Annotated in this window: 12 protein-coding genes; 6 read left to right on the plus strand and 6 right to left on the minus strand. The window is 58.8% G+C overall.

Features of this window, described 5'->3' with window-relative positions; translation table 11 throughout:
- The 3 genes from JZX87_RS13500 to JZX87_RS13510 all read left to right on the plus strand — a co-directional run.
- The coding region (locus JZX87_RS13500; protein WP_206826136.1) for a cupin domain-containing protein at window positions 1–810 on the plus strand (810 nt) is incomplete at its 5' end.
- A gap of 115 nt (window positions 811–925) precedes the next feature.
- A complete protein-coding gene (locus JZX87_RS13505) occupies window positions 926–2,233 on the plus strand; it encodes a UDP-glucose dehydrogenase family protein (protein ID WP_206826137.1) in 1,308 nt (435 codons plus the stop codon).
- A gap of 144 nt (window positions 2,234–2,377) precedes the next feature.
- On the plus strand, window positions 2,378–2,521 hold the full coding sequence (locus tag JZX87_RS13510; protein ID WP_183685031.1) for a hypothetical protein: 144 nt from the start codon (window positions 2,378–2,380) through the stop codon (window positions 2,519–2,521).
- Window positions 2,522–2,602: 81 nt separating this feature from the next.
- On the opposite strand, the gene katG is transcribed toward JZX87_RS13510, so the two are convergent.
- Window positions 2,603–4,792, minus strand: a complete 2,190-nt coding sequence (gene katG, locus JZX87_RS13515) for a catalase/peroxidase HPI (RefSeq protein WP_206826139.1) — start codon at window positions 4,790–4,792, stop codon at window positions 2,603–2,605.
- A 413-nt stretch (window positions 4,793–5,205) separates the two neighbouring features.
- On the opposite strand from katG, the gene JZX87_RS31310 reads away from it, so the two are divergent.
- Window positions 5,206–5,961 carry a DUF6030 family protein gene (locus tag JZX87_RS31310; protein WP_286194617.1) on the plus strand — a complete coding sequence of 252 codons (756 nt, stop codon included), beginning with the start codon at window positions 5,206–5,208 and terminating at the stop codon, window positions 5,959–5,961.
- A 100-nt stretch (window positions 5,962–6,061) separates the two neighbouring features.
- Window positions 6,062–6,847: a metallophosphoesterase family protein gene (locus JZX87_RS13525; protein WP_206826142.1), complete on the plus strand. Its 786-nt coding sequence runs from the start codon at window positions 6,062–6,064 to the stop codon at window positions 6,845–6,847.
- An 18-nt stretch (window positions 6,848–6,865) separates the two neighbouring features.
- Here the strand turns inward: JZX87_RS13525 and JZX87_RS13530 are convergent, their stop codons facing one another.
- From JZX87_RS13530 to JZX87_RS13545, 4 genes are all read right to left on the minus strand, one after another.
- A complete protein-coding gene (locus tag JZX87_RS13530) occupies window positions 6,866–7,651 on the minus strand; it encodes an SDR family NAD(P)-dependent oxidoreductase (RefSeq protein ID WP_206826143.1) in 786 nt (261 codons plus the stop codon).
- 16 nt (window positions 7,652–7,667) lie between these two features.
- Complete coding sequence (locus JZX87_RS13535; protein ID WP_183993054.1) at window positions 7,668–9,023, minus strand: aminotransferase class I/II-fold pyridoxal phosphate-dependent enzyme; 1,356 nt, start codon at window positions 9,021–9,023, stop codon at window positions 7,668–7,670.
- 68 nt (window positions 9,024–9,091) lie between these two features.
- Window positions 9,092–16,522 carry a type I polyketide synthase gene (locus tag JZX87_RS13540; protein WP_206826145.1) on the minus strand — a complete coding sequence of 2,477 codons (7,431 nt, stop codon included), beginning with the start codon at window positions 16,520–16,522 and terminating at the stop codon, window positions 9,092–9,094.
- Window positions 16,523–16,699: 177 nt separating this feature from the next.
- Window positions 16,700–17,878 carry a polysaccharide biosynthesis/export family protein gene (locus JZX87_RS13545; RefSeq protein WP_206826146.1) on the minus strand — a complete coding sequence of 393 codons (1,179 nt, stop codon included), beginning with the start codon at window positions 17,876–17,878 and terminating at the stop codon, window positions 16,700–16,702.
- Window positions 17,879–18,238: 360 nt separating this feature from the next.
- On the opposite strand from JZX87_RS13545, the gene JZX87_RS13550 reads away from it, so the two are divergent.
- On the plus strand, window positions 18,239–19,087 hold the full coding sequence (locus tag JZX87_RS13550; RefSeq protein ID WP_206826149.1) for a DUF6030 family protein: 849 nt from the start codon (window positions 18,239–18,241) through the stop codon (window positions 19,085–19,087).
- On the opposite strand, the gene JZX87_RS13555 is transcribed toward JZX87_RS13550, so the two are convergent.
- Complete coding sequence (locus JZX87_RS13555; protein WP_206826156.1) at window positions 19,064–22,522, minus strand: YhaN family protein; 3,459 nt, start codon at window positions 22,520–22,522, stop codon at window positions 19,064–19,066. The genes JZX87_RS13550 and JZX87_RS13555 overlap by 24 nt on opposite strands.
- Window positions 22,523–22,524: the final 2 nt, after the last annotated feature.

A 22,524-nucleotide genomic window follows, 5' to 3' on the forward strand; every position in this document is an offset into this window, starting at 1 on the left:
CAGGTTCTCTCCGAAATGCAGAAATACGCACCGGCAGTGGCCGATGCTGCGACAGCCTCCGTTGCCAAGGCGCAGAAGGATCTCGACTTCGTGCGGCTCGATGCCGAGGCCTTTGGCAAGGCGACCGACATTTCCATCGACTACGCAATCATGGAAAAGACGGCCAATGCTGCGGTCGTCCCCTCCTCCTTCTCCTGGTCGGACATGGGAAGCTGGGATGCCGTATGGAAGCTCGGCAAGCAGGATACCGACGGCAATGTCGCGCTTGGCAATGCAACGGTGGTCAACACCCGCAATTCGCTCGTGATGTCGCGCACCAGCCATCTCGCAGTTCAGGGATTGGATGGCGTTGCCGTTATCGCCAGCGAGGACGCCGTTTATGTCGGCAAGCTGGACGAGAGCCAGAGTGTCGGCTCGCTGGTCAAGCTTCTGGGATCGACCAAGGGCACCGCAGCACTGACCCAGACCCATCCGACCTCCTATCGCCCCTGGGGTGGATATACGTCGATCCTCAACGGTGACCGGTTCCAGGTGAAGCGGCTGTTCGTCACACCGGGCAAGAAGCTGTCGCTGCAGAAGCATCATCATCGGTCCGAACACTGGATCTGCGTCAAGGGTACGGCGGAAGTCACGGTCGGCGACGAGATCAAAATCGTGCGCGAAAACGAGTCGGTCTACATTCCACAGGGCGAAGTCCATCGTCTCGCCAATCCCGGCAAGATCATGCTCGAAATGATCGAGGTTCAGACCGGTTCCTATCTCGGGGAAGACGACATCATCCGCATTGTCGATGAGTTCGGACGCGGGTAATAGCTGCTCTAACAAGAAGCCTAGCCGGCACTTATGTTGCCGGCTGCGGTGTCATCGATCTGTCGGCGAAAAGTCTTATCGATCGATTGGCATGATTTGATAGGAAGGCAGCTTTATGCGCATCGTCATGGTTGGCTCGGGTTATGTCGGGCTTGTGTCTGGGGCCTGCTTTGCCGATTTCGGTCACAAGGTGATCTGCGTCGACAAGGCAGAAGAGAAGATCGAGGCGCTGAGGCAAGGCATCATCCCGATCTTCGAGCCGGGCCTCGATGCGCTGGTCGAAACCAACGTCAAGGCAGGCCGTCTCTCCTTTACTACCGAGCTTGCGCCGGCTGTTGCCGAAGCTGATGTCGTGTTCATCGCTGTCGGCACTCCTTCCCGCCGTGGCGACGGCCATGCCGACCTTGGTTATGTCTATGCCGCTTCGAAGGAAATCGCCGAGGCGATGAAGGGCTTTACGGTTGTCGTCACCAAATCGACCGTACCGGTCGGCACCGGCGACGAGGTCGAGCGGATCATTCGCGAAAGCAATCCGGAGGCCGATTTTGCTGTCGTCTCCAATCCGGAATTCCTGCGCGAAGGTGCAGCAATCGAAGACTTCAAGCGGCCGGACCGTATCGTCGTCGGTATTTCCGACGAGCGTGCCCGTCCGGTGATGAACGAAGTCTACCGGCCGCTCTATCTCAACCAGGCACCGATCCTTTACACCAGCCGCCGCACGTCCGAGCTGATCAAGTACGCAGCCAATGCCTTCCTCGCGATGAAGATCACCTTCATCAACGAGATTGCAGATCTGTGCGAGCGGGTTGGTGCGGATGTACAGGATGTCTCGCGCGGCATCGGGCTTGATGGCCGTATCGGTTCGAAATTCCTGCATGCCGGTCCGGGTTATGGCGGCTCCTGCTTTCCGAAGGATACGCTGGCGCTTGCCAAGACCGCGCAGGATTATGAAAGCCCGGTTCGCCTGATCGAGACGACGATTGCGATCAACGACAACCGCAAACGGGCCATGGGTCGCAAGGTGATTGCAGCCGCAGGCGGCGATGTGCGCGGCAAGAAGGTTGCGATCTTCGGCCTGACCTTCAAGCCGAATACAGACGACATGCGCGACAGTCCGGCGATTGCCATCGTCCAGACGCTGAAGGATGCCGGTGCGATCGTTGCCGGCTACGATCCGGAGGGCATGGACAACGCACGTCAGATGATGGAGATCGATTTCGCCACCGATCCTTACGAGGCGGCCGAAGGCGCGGATGTCGCGGTTCTCGTGACTGAATGGAACGAGTTCCGGGCGCTCGATCTCGACCGGCTGAAAACGATCATGGCGACACCGGTGTTCGTCGACCTGCGCAATGTCTATCGCGCTCATGAGGTCGAGCCGCATGGGTTTACCTATCACAGCATAGGCAAGAACAACGGCTGAGAAGGCCCATATCGGCCCAAATTATAACGGTCAGAATGCGGTTTCCTGAAATTGTCGGCATTTTGGTTGGCTATTGCTAACCATTTCGGTTCACGTCGCGCAAACTTTCAAATGGCACATTGAGCCTTCATTCAAGAGGTTCAGATGTCGTCTCGTCTTCGCAATATGATCGTGGTGTTCGCCGTCTCGATTCTGATGTGGGCGGGCATGCTGCATGGAACTCTGGCGCTTTATGCCGGCCTGACCGGCGCGTCGACTGATGGCATGACGACCGCAAGCGTCCGCTAGGAGTTCTCAGCCTAGAAACCTTGGGCGCTCGGGTGAGCGAAAACGCCGGGCGAGAAATCCCGCCCGGCGCTAATGTTATGATCAGACCAGATCGAAACGGTCTGCGTTCATGACCTTGACCCAAGCGCTCACGAAGTCTCTGACGAACTTCTCCTTGGCGTCCGACTGAGCGTAGACTTCGGCGATAGCGCGAAGCTGCGAATGCGAACCGAAGATGAGATCGACGCGCGTGCCGGTCCATTTCAGTTCGTTCGAATGACGATCGCGCCCTTCGTAAACGCCGGTCTCGCCAGCCTTTGGAGTCCAGACTGTCGCCATATCCAGAAGATTGACGAAGAAATCATTCGTCAGTGCTTCCGGCTTGTCGGTGAAGACACCATGGGTTGGTGCACCGGCGTTCAATACGCGCAGACCACCGAGCAGGACGGTCATCTGCGGCGCTGTCAGGGTCAGCAACTGCGCCCGGTCGACGAGAGCTTCTTCAGCCTTGAGGAACTGAATGCGCCCGGTGTTGACGTAGTTGCGGAACCCGTCAGCACGCGGCTCCAATGCGGCGAAGGACGCAACGTCGGTCTGCTCTTGCGAGGCATCCGCGCGACCAGGCGTGACCGGAACGACGATGCTGTGACCTGCTGCCTTGGCGGCCTTTTCCACGCCGGCAGCACCAGCCAGCACGATCAAGTCAGCCATAGAGATCTTCTTGCCCGCCGTATTGGCGGAATTGAAGCTCTGCTGGATGCCTTCGAGCACACCAAGTACCTTGGCGAGCTGTTCTGGCTGGTTGGCTTCCCAGTTCTTCTGCGGCTCCAGACGGATACGAGCACCGTTTGCGCCGCCGCGCTTATCGGAGCCACGGAAGCTCGAAGCAGAGGCCCAGGCTGTCGAGACCAGTTCCTGAACGGAAAGCCCGGTCGCCAGAACCTTTTCCTTCAGGCTGGCTATATCGGCATCATCGACCAGTGGATGGTCGACGGCCGGAATGACATCCTGCCAGATCAGATCTTCGGCCGGCACTTCCGGACCGAGATACCGGACCTTCGGTCCCATGTCACGATGGGTCAGCTTGAACCAGGCGCGGGCAAAGGCGTCAGCGAACTCGGCCGGATTTTCGAAGAACCGGCGCGAGATCTTTTCGTAGATCGGGTCGAAACGCAACGAGAGGTCGGAGGTCAGCATGGTCGGGCGATGCTTCTTTGCACCGTCGAACGCGTCCGGCACGGAGGCATCCGCATCCTTGGCGACCCACTGATGCGCGCCGGCTGGGCTCTTTGTCAGCTCCCACTCGAAACCGAAAAGGTTTTCGAAGAAGTAGTTGCTCCACTGCGTCGGCGTCTGGGACCAGGTAACTTCAAGACCGCTGCCGATGGCATCGCGGCCAACGCCACTGTTGAACTTGCTCGACCAGCCGAGGCCCTGGGCCTCCAGTTCGCCGCCCTCGGGATCGATGCCGACAAAGGACGCGTCACCGGCACCATGCGTCTTGCCGAAAGTGTGACCGCCGGCGATCAACGCGACCGTTTCCTCGTCATTCATCGCCATGCGGGCGAAGGTATCGCGGATATCGCGCGCCGATGCGAGCGGATCAGGATTGCCGTTCGGGCCTTCCGGATTGACATAGATGAGACCCATCTGCACGGCGCCGAGAGGCTCTGCCAGTTCACGCTCGCCGCTATAACGCTCGTCGCCCAGCCAGGTGCCTTCCGGCCCCCAATATAGTTCTTCCGGCTCCCAGACGTCGGCGCGGCCGCCGGCAAAACCGAAGGTCTTGAAGCCCATCGATTCCAGCGCGACATTGCCGGTCAGGATCATCAGGTCGGCCCAAGATATGCTGTTGCCGTATTTCTGCTTGATCGGCCACAGGAGACGGCGAGCCTTATCGAGGTTGACGTTATCGGGCCAGCTGTTGAGCGGTGCAAAACGCTGCTGCCCCATGCCGGCGCCACCACGGCCATCGGTGATGCGGTAGGTGCCGGCCGAGTGCCAGGCCATGCGGATGAACAGGCCGCCGTAGTGACCAAAGTCAGCCGGCCACCAGTCCTGGCTATCGGTCATCAGCGCGTGGAGATCCTGCTTCAGCGCGTCGAGATCGAGCTTCTTGAACTCCTCGGCATAATCGAAGGACTTGCCCATCGGATCGGCAAGCGACGAGTGGGTGTGAAGGATCTGTACGTTCAGATGGCTGGGCCACCAGTCACGGTTCGAACGTCCACGCGGCGTGCTGCCGTGGGCGACGGGACACTTACCACTGTTTTCGCTAGACTTGGCATCCATGACGATCTCCTTCCGGTCATTGTTATATCTTGGCGAAGGACGGGATCGGGTGAGATCGCCCTCGCGCTCCATTGTGTTGCATGAGGTTAAGCTGGTGCAGATCCTCTCTTCGGCAAATCAAATAAACGGATTTCCCGATAGTTTTAAGTTGGATTTAAATATAATATCGATAGGAAAAAGATATCGAAATAAAGGATTGCCGATATGCGAGAGGAACGCATGGCGCACTTTGAACTTACTGAAATTCAATGATATAAGTATGGCGAGGAGATTTTCGTGGCAAACGTTTCGGCCGCGTCGGATCCGAACCCGCAACTTCACCCCGAGCCATGGATCCAATGGCCCCTCGTCCTTACTCCCGGATGGCCGCTTCACCACCTAGACCGGCGAAACGCTGGCCCCTGATCGTGTTGATGCTTGCGGTTATCGGCGGGGTAGCCGCAACCGTGTTGTTTGCCAACGATCAACGAAACCTCAAGACGCTTTCTCTGTTTCTCGGCATTCCCCTTCCGGTACCGGCAACAAGCGTAGCGACGGTATCAACCTCGAGTGAGGTGGCGAGGATTTCGAAACCCATCTCCCGGTGGCCTTGGCCCGGGTTTACTACGGCGCCCGGCCTTATAGAGGCCAACCCTACCCCGGCGGATATGTGCAGCAGACAGGCGGCAGGCGCGCAGGAAATACCGGCTTTTGCCGAATCGGAGCAACGCGGCTGGGAATGTTCTATGCTGCGGGATGGTCTCGGAGCGAACCGCTCTGCCTCACTTTTCCTGCAGGCCCGTGGCCTTATGCATGAACCAGCAGATAATATTCGCGTGAAGTTCAATCTCGCCAGCGGCAAACTGGATGGTGAGCTTGCGACGCAGGCTCTCGCCTTTTTCCGTCTGGCTGCCGCCATGCCGCGCGACCTGGCTCTTTCCGAAACCCTGACGAAAATGCTCACGACCCAGGCGGACTTCTACTTCTACGCAGGCTATCAAGGCCTGACGTTTCGACAGGAACTCGGCAACCCGGGTCGATATAATCTGATCGGCACAGACCGGGCATCGAAAATCCCGGCGGATCATCCAAGACTTTGGCCGACAAAACAAGAAACGGGCATGCCCACACAGGCAACGAAGACGGCAAGGGTCCCGCGTCTCTTAACCCTGCCTGCAGTAAACGATTGAAGACAGCCTGATTTGCGAATATCGACAGTATGTTAACCCTCCTTTAGGGGCGGGTTCCCATTGTCTATGGGACTTACCTGTCTGTGATTGGCGGCACTAAATGCGCAAACTTATTGGCTGGATGAAGGGTCGCCCGATGGGCCAGCCTTCTCCGCCTTCCCGACGCCGGATAGATCTGGGTGACGAACCCGCAAGCTATCCGATCTACGCGATCGGCGATGTGCATGGCTGTCTGAAAGAACTCCAGGAAGCCGAAGCCCGCATCGCAGCAGACATAGGCAGAACCGGCCGCCCCGGCCTGATCGTATTGCTTGGTGACTATGTGGACCGTGGACCAAGCTCCTATCAGGTGATCGAACATCTGCAGAAACCCAGTAATCTGGGCCTGCGCAGGCTTGCGCTCTGCGGCAATCACGACGACATTTTCAGCAAGTTCATCGAAGAACCCGAGCTTTATACCGACTGGCTCAGCCTTGGCGGCGAACAGACATTGATCTCCTACGGTATCGATATCCATCATCTTACCGCCAGGAGAAAAGGGCGATTGACCGATCTTAAAGGGGTACTTGCCGAGGCCATTCCGGCAAACCACAGACAGTTCCTGGCTAACCTGCCCATATGCCTGAAGATCGGCAATATCGTTTTCGTCCATGCGGGTCTGCGGCCAAGAGTGGCAATGGAAAAACAGAGTGACGAAGACCTGATGTGGATCCGGGAACCGTTTCTGAGCCAAGGCCCGGGTCAGCCGTTGCTGATCGTTCACGGACACACGCCGCAACCGACGCCGGATATCGGCATGGGCCGCATCGGCATCGACACGGGCGCCTATTACTCAGGCAAACTGACCGTGCTCAAGATAGATGGCAGCCAAAAGGCTTTCGTCTGAGGGTGACGGCTCTTTGTCCTATCTGCCCAATCTCAGCCGATACCAGATCTCGACAAATGGTCTTGCGAGAGGACCAAACAGGGCAAGCGCTGAGATCGACGCCGTGAAATAAACATGAGCACTGCGTCGGTCGATGCCGGAAACGAGTCTTTCCGCAATCTCTTGCGCTTGTCTCGGCTTGATACGACCCATCAGCAACTCAGCCTCCTTCGGCCGGCTTTCAAGCTCACGGGAAAGCTGAGGCGTGTCGGTATCGGGAGGGAAACAGACGCCGACCGTTACACCCTTCGGCACTGCTTCCAGTCTGAGGGAATCCGCAAACCCCACCAGGGCTGATTTTGAGCTGCAATAGGCGGCGTAGGCAGGGATGCCGATAAAGGCAGCAGCTGAGGAAACGATCATGATGCGCCCTGCTCCGCGGCTTCTCATGCCCGCATAAACGGCCCTCACGGCGTTGACCACCCCCACGAAGTTGGTCTGCCATTGGCTCTCGAACAGGTCAGGCGCCAGCTCGTGGAACCAGCCCGGCTCCACCACGCCGGCCGAGGCGACAAGAATATCGCATGGCCCATTGGCTGCCTCGCAGGCCATGATTGCAGACGACATCTCAGTGCAGACAGCTGCGTCGGCGGCCGCAACAAAGACCTTTGCCCTTCCGCCGGAAGATTTCTCTATCTCGCTGCGCGCAGTTTCCAGACGATCGAGGTTGCGGGCGATCAATGAAACGGACGCACCACGCCGGGCGTATACCTTCGCAACTTCAAGTCCGATGCCGCTCGATCCCCCGGTTACGACGACATGCATGGCCGTGCCCCCGAAGTCAGCTGTTGGGCGATTGAAGCAGTGGTGAAAGCTGCATCATCTGCTCCATGTTCAGCGATGCCAGACCGAAATTACGTTCCTGCAAGGCCTTCAGCCGACGCGCAGTTGCTTCAACGGCGTGTCTAATCTGATCGTCAGTGTGGTTGCAGGTAATGAAGAAACGCAGGCGCGCCTGCCCTTCCGGTACAGCCGGATGGATGATCGGCAGTGCGTTGACGCCATCTTCCAGAAGCTCGTTAGACAACTGCACTGCCCTAAGCGAGTCGCCCACGAGAACCGGAACAACCGAAAATCCGACGCTGAGACCTGTGTCGAGGCCAGCCTTCCTGGCTTCTTGCAGAAACAGCGCGCCGTTGCGGTGAAGCTTTTCAGTCCGCTCCGGCTCGCTGCGCAGAATGTCGAGACCAGCCTTTGCTGCTGCTGCCAAGACAGGTGCGAGCCCGACGCTGTAGACGAATCCTCCTGCCTCGGCCTTGAGGATATCCGCAAGTGCCTGCGAGCCGGCAATATAGCCGCCGCAGCTGGACGTCGTCTTGGACAGCGTTCCCATCCAGATATCGACTTCCTGCGGATCGACGTCGAAATGCTCGAACGTGCCCCTGCCCGTCTTGCCCAGAACGCCTAGCGCATGAGCCTCGTCCACCATCAGCCAGAAACCGTAACGACTGCGCAATTCCAACAGTCTCGGCAGGTCAGCAATATCGCCGTCCATCGAATAGACGCCCTCGACGATGACGAGGACCCGGCGGAACTCCGAAGACAGCGTCTTCAGCACGGTTTCGAGATTATCGACATCGTTGTGACGGAAGAGCCGGCGCGTTGCACCCGACTGCTTAATGCCTGCAAGCGCGCTATTATGGATGAACTCGTCATGCACTACGAGATCCTGCGGGCCAACGATGCAGCTGATGGCTGCAACATTGGTCAGATAGCCGCTGACGAAGCAAACTGCCGCCTCGACGCCATAAACCTCGGCCAGTGTTGCCTCAAGTTCTGTGTGGACGGGACGCTCGCCGGCAACGAGACGGCTGGCGGAAGCGGAAATGCCGTAACGATCGATCGCTTCCTTGGCTCGGCTCGTGACCTTCGGATCCGTATTCGTCCCGAGATAGTCGTAAGAGGCGAAGTTGGCAAAGTTCCTGCCAGCCATGACGGTGGTGGCACCAGCCGCCACGTCGTGGGACCGATAGAAGGGATTGTCCACCCCGATCACTTCCCCGACCTTCCGTTGGGTCAATACCCGCTGGTATTCGGGAAGCTGATCGAATTTCAGGCTCTGGCGAAGCGGAGCCTGTGGTTGACGGTTAAGGCGCGCTTCGCGATTGCGGCCGGACACTTCACTGGTCTGCCGCATTTTTTCCAGAAAACCAAGCTTCGCGCCCCCCGCGGGAGGCACTGTCGTTTCCGGCTTGTCTTTCTCTGTCACTGAGCAGCTGCTTTCTGGCTTTGGGTCGAGTGGCTCTTGACCAGACGGTCGAGCACCTCGTCCTGCGGAGCCTCCTCCTCCCCGCCACTACGTTTCGAAACCCTTTCGCGCAGGCGCGTGACAACGTCACTTACCGTCGTGTCCTCACCAACACCGCTCAAGGGAATATCAAATCCGGTCTTCTGCTGGAAGCTCATACCGAGTTCCATCGCCATCAGGCTGTCGAGGCCGACATCCTTGAGGACCTTTTCCGGCGTGATACTGTCTTCGGTAACACGAAGGATCGCGGCGATCTCCGCAGCCACGATCTTGTGCAGGATAGACTGAGCCTCATCGGCGGACTTGCCGTGGATCAGCGCTTCGAGATCTATCTGATCGCCATCGGCAGATGATTGCGCATTGCCAGCGGCCCGCATTGCGGTCTCAAACACGCTTGCCGTCGCGATCGGCAGCATGCGGACTGCGTTCCAGTCCACTTCCGCGATCATTACCGCCGCACCATCGATGCTCCCAGTCTCGCTCACCAGATAGTTCTCGACCTGCTCGAGCGCATCGCGCGCCTTCATTGCGGTCTTGCCTATCCTCTTCGAAAGAAGCTCGTTGACCTCAGCGTTGCGAGCGAGGAAACCAGTATCGGCAATCGCACCGAAACCGACTGCCAGAGCCGGACGGCCGGCCGCGCGGCGCATGCGTGCAAGCCCTTCGAGGTAGCCGTTTGCGATAACATAGTTGGCCTGTCCGGGGTTACCGAGCATGGTCGTGGCAGACGAGAACAACAGGAAAAGCTCAAGATCATCGTCACGGGTCAGCTTGTCCAGCAGTTCAGCACCGCGAACCTTGACGTCCACAACCGGTCGATTGCGGTCATCGGTCAGGTTCGACAGCAAGGCATCGTCCAGCACCATGGCGGCGTGGATGATACCCTTGATCGGAGCCGCGGCGCGCAATTCGGACAGAAGAGCGGAGAGAGCCTGCTCGTTGGTGATGTCGCAGGCATGCAGTGTCGCGACGACGCCGAGGGCAGCCCACTTCTCAATCGCCTTGATCGTCGCCTCATCGGCGATACCACGGCGGGAGCAGAGCGCAATGCGGCGCGCGCCCCTGTTGACGAGCCAATCGGCTGCAACGAGGCCGAAACCACCGATGCCACCAGCAACGAGAAAGCCACCCTCGCCACTGAAGCGCAATGTCCGGTCGCTGGCAACAACCACCCGATCCTTGCCACGAACTGGCGGACGAATGACGATCTTGCCGATCTGGCCGGCATTCTGCATCAGCCGGAAGGCACTGCCGATCTCGTCGTAACCGAAGGCACGATAAGGCAGAGGCACAAGTTCGCCGCTCTGGAACAGTTCACCGATCTCGGCGAAGATCCGCTTCGTGATCTTCGGCAAATTGACCAGAAGCTGATCGGCATCGATGCCGAAATAGCTGATGTTGCGGCGGAACGGACGCAGGCCGATCTTGCGGTCGGAATAATAGTCGCGCTTGCCGAGTTCAAGGAAGCGGCCGAAGGGCTTTACCAGCTCGAGGCTTCGCTCCATCGCTTCGGAGAAGAGCGAGTTCAAGACGAGATCGACACCTTCGCCATTCGTGACCGCACGAACGCGAGATACGAAATCCAGCGAGCGGCTGTCGAAGATATGATCTGCGCCGAGCGCTTCAAGAAAGCGGCGTTTTTCGACCGTACCGGCCGTGGCGATGACCTTTGCACCTTTCAGCTTAGCGATCTGCAGCGCGGCAAGACCGACACCGCCGGCAGCACCGTGAATGAGGATCGTCTCGCCCGGTTCGATATGGCCGAGCTGGACCATGGCATAATAGGCTGTCAGGAACGCGACGGGTACAGTTGCGGCGGCGGCAAAATCGAGCCTATCCGGGAATTTCGTAACCCCATCGCGGCGGACACGAACATGGGTCGAGAAAGCGGCCGGGCCGATGCCCATTACGCGATCGCCGGGCTTCAAGTCCGCGACGGCTGAGCCGACGCGCTCGACGCGACCGGCCATTTCCATCCCGATCGTCGCTCCGGCAAAACCGTCTTCAAGCGCTTCTTCAGGCAACAGGCCCATGGACCACATGACATCTCGGAAGTTGAGACCAGCAGCCTCAACAGTGATGATGACCTCGTCCGCACCAGGTTCCTGAAGCGCGCAGCTTTGCCAGATAATGCTATCGACGCGACCGTTGGTGAGCTGGTGGATGGTCGCAGCCTCGAAATCGAACGTGGTTCCATCGCGGCCAGCGGACGGGCCGGAGGCCGCGCGGATTTCCAGGAGGCCATTTTCACCCAGAAGCCACTCGCGATTGGCGCTTGTGAGCGTGGCGATCCGATCAACAAGGGCAACCGCTTCATCGCCTTCGGCATCGATCATGTGAATGTCGACGGCATCATACTCGTTCTGCAGAACACGCGCGAATGTCCACAAACCGGCGTTAGCCGCATCACTGTTTTCTCCCGCAAGCGGAGAGCCACCCGGTGCAAGCACGATAAGCCGTGGCCTGCCCGTAGAACCATTCGCCTGTCGCGTCATACCCTCGGCAAGAGCCTTGAAGCGCGATAGTCTTGCAATCTCAAGTGCCGAAACGGCCTGCTCGATGCCGCGATCGGCAAGATAAACCATGCAAACGGGTGATTTAGAGTCTTCCGGCACCAGTTCCAGCGCACGTTCAGCCTCGGTCGCCTGAACGATAGCGGCATCGACAAAGGAAGACGCCAGCATCTGTTCGGATGCCTGTTCGGCAACAACGATCAGCCTGCCCCTATCCGCTTCCGCCAGCACAGCCTCGGTTTTGGCGCGGGATTGGGCAATGGCGAGGACAAGAGCCCCCTCGTCCACCTGCATATCCTTCACCGACGCAGCCTCAAAGCCGAGATCAGACAGAAGTGTCTCGACCTGCGCTGCGGTGGCAAGTTGACCAACGGGGAAATCCGCAGACTGACTTGCCGCGAACCATCCGTCCGACAACCCGAATGCGAAGTCGTTGAACGCCGAGGGAGCGCGATCGGCGAAAACGATCGCTGCTCCTTTTGCTGCAGCGGAACGAAGAGCCTGGCGAACATCTTCGTCACCGGTCAACATAAGCTGGCTGGACAAGCCGCCGGCAACGATCAGATCAACGCGCTCAAGGCTGGCGAGAGCCCTAGGTTCCACAACGGAAACATGCACATTCCGCTCGAACGCCAGTTCGAGCATGCGACGCGAATTTTCCTTCGGTTCAGCGATCACCAGCGTCGCGCCGATGGATGCCGCCAGACCGGCAAGCCGTGTGCTGGCAGACTGGCTGGTTGTGCCGAGTTCGACGATAAAGCTGATTTTCCCGTGGTTCTCTTCACAGAAACGCTGCGTCAGATCGAAGCCGGTTTCAGCACGGCGATGACCGAGCGGAGAGTGGACGAGAACGTGATCCAATGTTGCTTCGCTGACATTGTGCGCATGTTCGTCTTCAGCATCGACTGATTTTCCGGACAGGGAAAGACGTTCGAGCGCATCACGGTAGACGTCGTTGACCAGGACGACCTCAGCGACACGCGAGGAGTCCTCCCGGTAGATTTCCTGGATCAGTTCTTGGATGCTCGGGAAAGAGAACTCCCTGGGCACCGTCCAGCCTTCTCCGGAGGAGACCGCGATACCCGCATCCTCCAATGTGAACAGGCAGGATGTCAGGAATGCACGGAAATCCGTGTCTCCCGGCAAAGTGGCAGAAAGGAGCGTCCCATTGTCACCGGCGAGCGACAAGGCAATCTCGTGGCATGCCCGATAGATGGCTGCATCGATCATCAACGATGCATTGTCCTTCGCATCCGAGGATGCAAAATCGGTCAGGGCCGGCAATTTTGTAGCTGGCGGTTCGGATATTGCAAGAAGCGCGCTCGGGACGGCGTCGAAATGGAAAGCGACGGTATCCAAAGTATGATGACGACGCAGAGACGTGCGGCGGAAACGGCAATCCGAGAGGATGGCAATCTGTTGACCGGCAGCGTCGAACAAGCGGAAATTCACCTTGATCGAGAAGCTGCTGAACCGTTCAATCTCTATCCTTGCCCTGGCAATCGCTCGTCCCTTGCCCGTGACCCGGATCGAGCCGAAGCGAACCGGAATATAGGGAGAGCCAGTCTCCGTGCCGGAAAGCCGGTCAAACAGTGCAACAAGGCCATGGAAGGCGGCATCGACAGAGAACGGATTGAGGTTGTAGCCGATATATGGATGCGCAGGTTCTGCTGCTTCTCTGAGTTCAACGTCGACAACGTTATCGCCCAAAGCCACAGCTCTCGACAGAAGCTGGAAGCGAGGCCCATATTGCAGGCCGAAGCGTTCGGCTGTTTCATAAACCTGAACAGACGAGAGGCGATCACCGCCTTCGGCAGATGTCGCGATTTCAACCTGATGGATTTCTTCATCCACCGGCCGCCGACAACGGCCGACAGCATGAATGGTCCAGTCATCACTGCTCAACCGTTCGCGGGAGCGGATCTCGATATTACCGGTTTCCGGAGAAAGAAGCGTCGAAAGCTCCAGCATCCGATCTGGGCGTAGCTCCAATGGCCGAACGATTTCCATATTGGAAACCTCGACCTCGTCGGTGCCGAAATGGGCTTGGGCAGCGGTAACCGCAATCTCCAGGAACCCGGCTCCCGGAAGGATCGCACGGCCATCGACCACATGTTCCGCCAGATCCGGGAAGAGCAAGGCGTCGACATGGTTCTTCCAATGCGAACCGTTCGGATCATTCCGCCAGCCGAGCAGCGTGTAGCTGTTCTTGAAATCCCGACCGAAAATGTCGATCTCATCCGTGGTGGCCGGCACTTTCAGCTCGGTCGGTTCGAATGGCAACGGCGGCAGATCGATGATGGGGCTGCGTTTCCCCGAATGTCTGGATTGTGCAGGAACCGCGCCGTGGGCGATGGCGCGGGCGAACGCCCGAGCGATCGGATCCCGCCCCTCGACAAGCGTTTCGCGCTGGAGCGAACCGATTACCGTGGCGGGCTGAGCCCTACTCTTGGCGATTTCCGAGACGTAGTTCGACAGGATCGTGCGCGGTGAAATCTCGATGAACAGATTACAGCCGAGATCGAGCGCAGCTTCTGTCGCCGAGCGGAAGAGCACCGGTTCGCGCACATTGTGCCACCAGTATTCGGCATCAAGGCCACGGCCATCATATATTCCACCTGTAACGGTGGAAATGAATGTGCAACCGGCCGCCTGCGGCTCAATCGCCGGCAGTTCCGAAAGGAAACCTTCACGGGCGCTGTCGATGATCGGATGGTGAAACGGATAATTGATATCAAGAATATGAACGACAGTCTGAGACTTGCGAGCAGCATCCCGAAAGGCCTGAATTTCCGTGGCCGGCCCAGAAATCGTGACCGAATTCGGCGCATTTATCGCCGCCACATGAATGCCGTCCAAGCCGTGATTCTTGGCGAAGGCCACAGCCGCCTCTTCGCCCATTACGGCCGCAGCCATCTTGCCTTGCCCGGCAAACAGATGCTGTGAGTGTGAACGCTTGGCGACGATCGCAACGGCTTCGGCAGCCGTCAACGCCTTGGACGCATAGGCCGCAGCAATCTCGCCGACGGAGTGACCGAACACAACATCGGGCCTGATACCGTAGGCGCTGAGGCTGTCCGAAAGCGAAGCCTGCACGGCAAACAGCAGCGGCTGCGCAATCGTCGCATCAGCCAAACGAACCCCGAGATTGTCCGCGACGATGAGGTCCGTCAGCTTTTCACCGAGGTGGTATTCGAACAAGGCGCTAAAGGACTGGAAATACTGGCGGAAATGAGGGTTTGCGCGGTAGGCCTCCACACCCATACCGGCCCATTGCGCACCGTTTCCGGAAAACACGAAGGCAATTTTGCCAAGCAGGGACGGAGCTTCGCCACGTTCCCCATCGGAAGCATCGCCGGCAAGATGCGTCTTGATCGCATCGAGAACGCCACGCTCGCCTCGAGTATCGACTGCAAACCGATATTTCAACGCATCACGGTTCGTCGTCGTCGCGGCGATGATGCGGCGTGCTTTTTCGGGCGTGGCGGCGGAAAGACGTGCCTGGTAGTCCTTTAACAGGCTTTCGAGCGCACCTGCGCTGTGCGCGCTCGCCAAGAACAGGAGATTGTCGCCCTTGGCCGGCGAATCCGCCTGTGTTGCAGGCTCTGGATCACCGATAACGACGTGTGCATTGGTACCACCGAAACCGAAGGAATTAATCCCCACGAGCCGCGCTTCCTTTGCCGGAAGCAGTTTGATGGCGGATGTGTTGACCCTTACGTTGAGTGCATCGAAATCGATGTCCTCATTCGCCGTTTCAATATGCAGCGTCGCAGGAAGATAATCGTTCTCCAGAGCCAGCATGGCCTTGAACAGACCAAACAAACCGGAAACCGGCTCAGTGTGACCGATATTCGACTTGATCGAGCCGATCGGAAGCGGAGCGCGGCGTTTCTGGCCGATGACATTACCGATTGCCCAGACCTCGGCGGGATCGCCGACCCGCGTTCCGGTTCCGTGACCTTCGATGAAGGCCACGCGGTTCACGTCAATGCCGTGGCCCTTGTAGATGGAATTGAGCAGGTCGGCCTGTGCCTCACGCGACGGAAGACTGATGCCGTTGGTGCGGCCGGAAGAATTGACGCCGGTCGCGTGGATTCTGGCATAACTGCGATCATGCTGCTGACGCGCGACATCGCTGCGGCGAAGAACGATGGCAGCGCCGCCTTCGGCACGTACATAACCTTGACCGTTGGTGTCGTAAGCACGGCAGAGGCCTTCCGGCGACAACATGCGTGCCTGAGCGAAGCCGACGAAGGAAAGCGGATGGACGAGAAGGTTAACGCCGCCAACAATTGCCGTGTCGATATCGCCACGTTCCAGCGCACGTGCCGCCTGGTCCAACGCGACCAGCGAGGAGGAACAGGCCGTATCGATCGTCATGCTCGGGCCGTTCAAGCCAAAAACGTGAGAGATGCGGTTGGAAACAATCGAAAGCGTATTGCCCGTCATGAAATACGGGCTGCCGGAAGCGGGATCTTCCGCCGAAAGGTTACCACTGTCCAGGCTTGAGGCTCCGATATAGACCCCAACCTTCTGCTTCGAGAGCGTGCTTACCGGCAGGTTAGCATCCTCAAGTGCCTTCCAAACAAGCGTCAGCAGGATGCGCTGCTGAGGATCCATCTGCATGGCCTCACGCTGCGAAAGACCAAAGACAGCGGGATCGAAATCATAGACCGCGTCGATGACACCAGCTGCAAAGGTGTAGGTCTTCCCGGGTGTCCCTTGAGTAGGATGCCAGAAACGAGCCAGTTCCCACCGATCAGCTGGGATTTGCGTGACGGTGCAACGACCGGTTCGGAGAACTTGCTGCAACTCTTCGATGGAGTTGGCACCGGGCGCAACGCAGGCTCGGCCAATTACTTCTATCGTCATCGTCACTCTTACGTTCGTCATAGCTATAATAGCTATTGCAGATTAAGCCGACACCGACTTTAACAACATACTTGCCCGCGCTTGTCACCAAAAAAGCAGAACAAACCACTACTTCTAGATGACAATCCGGACTTGTTACAATCAACAATCTCGGCGCGTATACGCCCGGCTTTACACTTAGTCACTCAGATTGGTGGAAATCGCTGCCCCCTGAACGGCAATCCCGACAGGGGCGCCGATGACTCGCAGGAACTTCGTCAAGTCGACCGCTGGATGGCGAGACGCGTAAATCACGTCACGACTTTTCACCGGGAAGGTCTGGCCGACAAGCATGCTGTCAGCATGGCTCATATCGAACCGGTAGACGATCGGATAGCGGCCATTCTTATCAGGCTGCATGCCCTTTCGTGTGAGCTCGTCGAACCGGCGCTTGCCTAGAAGCCCCACAACCACTTCCGGATCTTCGTAGCGAAACAGGAAGTAGCCCTTCGCATTGACGGCCTCGTCATTGCCGCCACGGCCGAGCGCGACCGCTTCGAGAAGGTTCAGGTCGTTGGCGCCGAATTCGATGCGCGAATTACTATTGACGGCTCCAAGCAGCGTAAAGGTCCGCGGATCCTGGGTTACGAAAATCTGGTCGCCGGGCTGGACATAGATGTTTTCCGACGGGTTCTCGATGATAGACTTCATGAGCGCCGTGCCCGTGCGCTGGCCGCGAACGAGTGTGACATAGGTCTCGTAAGGCTGCGCGGTCGGGCCGCCTGCCTTGGCGATCACATCGGAAATCTGCTCGCCATTCAGATTGAGCGGGATTTGCGCCGACTTGCCGACCGCGCCGGCAACGGTGACCGAACGGGATGGCGTATCGCCCATGGCAATGATGACATCCGGCTCGACAGCCTTGCTCTTCAAAGAAGACAGGATTTCCTGACGTGCCTGTTCGAGAGTACGACCGGCGAATCGCACTGTACCGACATAGGGTATCGCGGCAGTACCGTCCGGCTGCACGACGACATCTATTCCGGTCTGCTTTCTTTCGGTGGTCGAGAAGAGGCCATCCGCACCGGCTTCAAAGATCGTGACCTTCAACTGATCACCGATACCGATCACCGCCCTGCCCGGACCACCACCGATGCCGAAGCGACGCTTCAATGCCGTCGAAACATAATCCGAGACCAGTCTTGCCGTATGATTGTCGACCTCGACAATATCGAAAACAGCGGCATTTACACGGCCGATCTCGACCGGAGACCGACCTGCATCCTTGTTGATCGCGGAGGCCAGAGGCCCTTCCCCCGGAACCGCCTGACATCCAGCCAGGGCAGCACAGATAACGATCGCAGTTACTCGAACCAAATCTCGATACTCCAGTCAGGACCGCACGAGGCCAGAGCCGCCCCAGTTTGATCCGAAATTTGATGCCCTTGAAAGCACACCGGACGACGAACGACAAGCTGCATGGCTCGGGCTTCCCGGAAAATAAAATCCGGTGCGGTTTTAAAGCCATAGTCACCAGCGAACTGATATTCAAAAGCGAAACTAAAAAAGTTGACTTAAATGCTTACTAATTAATGTGGTTAACGGCGCTTCCGAATTTGCGTGACTGATGTGAGGAGGGCGCTTCCCGTTCACCATTGTCGCGAATCATACTTGGACACGAACCTGTCCAATATGCCAAAGCTTGTCGGCATATCGACTTGAAACGGAGCTATTTCCTTGGCGGACAAGGCGGAACTCTTAACGCCTCTGATGCGCCTTCGAAGACGGCATCGAGCAGCAAAGGCATTCGGCACCTTGCTGGCCGTCGGCCTTGCGCTGCTGTTTGGTATCGTTCTTTCCGTCAATGACGGACGCAACTACCAACGGCTGGTGACATGGCTTGGAATGGACAAATACCTCGCGCGGCCTTTTGCCGCTTCACCGCCGCCTGCTTTGCGCGCGCGCCGCACGACGCTGCTCATCGATGCGCCGCCGCGACTCATCCGGCCCGTTGCCGGCCTGCGCGACCGGCTGCGTATACTCCCGCATCGGACAGCCCACGAGCGATGCGAGCGTCTGGGTGAGGATGGCTTGGCCTCCAGTTTCCAGGCAGCCGGAGGTGATTGGGAATGCCTGTTTTCGACGCAACGCGGCACAACGCCGGAGCCTTCGGTGCTATTCATCCAGGTCAAGGGAGCATCGTCCAGCACATTCCGCACGTTTCGTCTCAAGCTCAGCCTACTCGACCCAGGAAAGGACGATGAAATGTTCAAGCTGGTGGCCCGATCAATCGATCGTTTCGGGCTCGAAATGGCGCCCGAAAACCTACATTACCTCTATGACCGGATCAGAACGGGTCTCAGCTTTTCGTCGCGATTCGACGGCTACCGTGTCAGCTACGAGCGTGAGAGAGACGATGATCGACGTTTCAACCTTTTGATCACGCAGTTGCCCGAGACCTCGACATGTGGCCAATCGGCAGTGTCGTCGAATGGTGCGTCGATGCACTCCTCGATCGTGCACTTTCCGATCGAATGCCTGCCTTTGCAGCAACGGACCTTGTCACGCCCGATCCAGCCTAACTAGATCAACATCATCGCCCAGTTCACGCCGCGCGGTATCCATCAAACTCGTCTGGTGGGTGAATAGGATCGACTGGAACGCGCCACTCGATTCTGCCAGCGTCCGAAGGCCAGCTGCCGTACGTTCATCATCGAATGTCTGGAAGATGTCATCCAGCACGAGCGGCGCCGGTTCATTGCGAGCGCAATAGTCCTGGAGGAACGCAAGACGAAGCGCCAGATACAGTTGATCGCCGGTTCCCTCACTCAATCCGGAAAGCGGCACCTGCTCGCCGGTCTTGCGCTCGACAACCAGTTGCAGCTCATCGTTATCATCATAGACCTGAATGAGGCGAGCGAACCGGCCGCCCGTCAAATCGGAAAACACCTCACCGGCGCGTGTCATGACAGGATCGGCCTGCTGCTGGCGGTAGGTTTCCATCGAATGGGAAAGCAGTGACCCTGCGAGCTTCAGCACCACCCAGCGACGGGCGAGCTCCTTGGCTTCCTGCTCGGCTGCCAGTTTTTCGAAGACGGCGCGTTCGGCGCCGGTGCCCTTTTCCAGCTCCTGCCTGCGCCGCAGGTTGTCCGCCTCGCCGGCGCGTAGGTCGGCAAGGCGATTGACCTGCCTGCTGTCCTCGGCCTCCAGCCGCTCGATTTCGACAACGGCGGATATCCTGTCAAAATCGACCAACGCGGCTCTCACCGCCTCTTCGTCCAGACCATCCGCCTGCTCGATAAAACGATTGCGGCAGAGTTCCTCGCTGGCGAGAAGCTTTCTGCGCTCCACAAGGTCCACAAGCACCGCAGTGAGTTGATCCGGCTGAACGGAAGCGGCACCTGCCAAGTTCTGCCGTTGGGCATCCAGCCCGACTGCCTCGGTGATGTAACGGGCATGGGCAAGCTCGTTGCGCTCCAGAGCAGTCGTCAGCGTCTTGCGCTGGTTATCGGCAGCGCGCGCCTTCGTCACACGGTCATTCAGCATGCCAGCCGCAACATCTGCCGGGATGGAGCAGAGATCCGGCGCAAGCGAGCCCGACAGGGTGGCTACCTCTCCCTCGAAGGCTTCCATGTCGCGGGCCATGCCGCGCACACGCCGATTGCGGTTCTGTCTCTCGGAAAGAAGGTCCGGCAGCGTGCGCCAGATATCCAACGCAGCATTGGCCATATCGATCGTCGCATCTTCGGCAAGCCCGGCTGATGCGGCAGCGGCAGCGGCAGCGAAACCGGATCGCCAGAGATCGACCTTTTTGCGCAGATCCGTCTTGTCGGCTTCCAGTCGTGCCAGCGTCTGGCTTGCCGTATCGCGCATCCGCTCGATGGTGCGTCCCTCGCTCCACTGACGGCTGATTTCCTCCAGGCGAGTCGAAATTTCCCGTGCAAGGCTACGCGGTGGCAGGACACCGGAGGATGCGCCCGTAGCGTCAGCCAAAGCGTCCAATGCCGGCCGCAACGCCTCTTCCCGTGAACGCAGGATCTCGTAGTCGTCTTCCGCGGCATTCAGGGTGGAGGAAAGCGCCAGCAATCCATCGACCATACGGCGCCATTCGATCATGCGCTCGGGCGCGCCGGGCGTCACCGGAACGGCGTGGAAAAGATCTTCGAATTCGGTGACCACATCGGAGGCAGCAATTGCTGCCTCTTTGGCCACGCGTTCGGCTGCGGCAATCGCATCGGCGACTTTACGCTGTTGAAGTGTCAGTTGTGCATGACGCGAAACGCGCTCGGCATCAGAAAGCGCCATATCGGCTAGCCGATCCGCGTCCTGCACGGAAGACTTTGCTGCCTGCAAAGCCACGTCTGAAGGGTTGGAGGCCAGAGCCTCGATGAGGCCATCGCGTTCCTGTCGTGCAAGCTCAATCGTGTCGCGCGAAACGATCCTGCCCTCGCCTTCGAGAAGCGCAAGCTGGGCCTGAAGCTCATCCGCGTCACCCTTCAGACTTAAGAGCTTTTGCACTGCCTGCGCATTTTCCTGCCTTGCAGCTTCGATCAGGCGGCGATGATGAACAAGCGTCTCCATGTCCGGCAGCGGAACGGATAGAAGAAGGCCCAGATCCCGCACAGGAGGATCAAGGCGTGCTGACGCTGTATCGAGATCGCTCCTGGCGCGGGCGGCGCGTACTTTCAGCGTTTCGAGATTGGCGAGTTCCTCGATCTCGGGACGCAGGGCGGCAAGCTGGTCGCTCAGCGGCTTGGGGTCGACAATGCGGGCGAGCGGCGCATCGGCTTCGAGCTTGCGGAGCGCATCGGCTTCCTCGTCGATGCGCTTGCGGAGCTGCCGCATCTCGCGATCGAGTTCGCCGCCCTCTTCCACCAGTTGGCGAAGGCGGACAAGATCGGCATCGGCCGGCTGCATGCGCTCAAGATCGGAAAATTCCCTGAAGCCGAGACGGCGCGAAGCCTGCAGCAGTTTCTGGTCAAAATCGTCCACTTCGGCACGAACCCGCGCGATGTCCTCCCTCGCCTTGAGATAGACGCCGCTGCGGCCATAGGCTGCCAGAATGTCCGGTGCAGCGACGAGTAGCGCGTCATCCACCTTGATGGCGTCGATCTCTTCACGAAGCCTTGTCAGCTCGTTTTCGGAGGCAACAAGCGCGTCGGCATTTTCCTGCCCGGCTTTAAGCGTCGTCGCTAGCTTTTCCTCGAAACCATCCGGCAGGCTGGCCAGCTCCTCGTGCTGCGCCAGAAGCGCACGTTCGCGGTCCAGTTCGCGTAATAGAGGTTCAAGCGCGATTTGCCGGCGCAGACGGTCGAGCGCGCGCCTGGTCTCTTCGCGCCCGTGCTGGAGCGTGTGGATCTCGGAGCCGAGTTCCGCCTCCTCCTTCAGCAGCGCCTTCCAGTCGCCAGCCTTCAGCTCATTGTCGCGTTCAGCCTTGCGGGCCACATCATGGGCATCGAGAGCCTGATAAAAGCTGCGGTCCTTCGACCGGCGCTGAGAATAGATGGCGTCCGCATCCGCATCCAGCGACTTGCGCAGGCTGGACAGGCCGGTCAGGCCCGAGGCGGCGGAGAACAGCAGGCTGCCGATCTCGCCGCCGCTTTTAAGCATGGCCTCGCCACCGGCGCGAAGCGAATCCGAATTGAGGCCGAAAGCCCGTTCGAACACGTCGTGGGAGAGATTTCCGAGATAGGGTGCGAGCGCATCGTCAGCGAGGTTCTCTTCCGCATCGGAATGTCCGAGCAGCGTGTTCTTGCGCCCCTTGCGGCGGCGGAAGGAGAGCTCCTGCCCGTCGCGTGCAGTCAGCTGCGCTCCGATGCGCAAGGAACCGACATCATGCAAGAAACCGTAAGTCGAGCGTTCGGGAAAACCGAAGAGCAGATCGGAGATGGCCGAGAGCGCGGAGGATTTGCCCGCTTCGTTCGGTCCGTAGACGATATGCAGCTTGGCGCCGGGGCGGAAGACGAGCTGGCGGTCAGTGAGCGCGCCATAGCGCAGGATGTCGAGACGATCGAAACGCATGG

It is taken from the genome of Agrobacterium sp. Ap1 (genome assembly GCF_017313375.1).
Classification (GTDB): Bacteria; Pseudomonadota; Alphaproteobacteria; order Rhizobiales; family Rhizobiaceae; genus Neorhizobium; species Neorhizobium cellulosilyticum.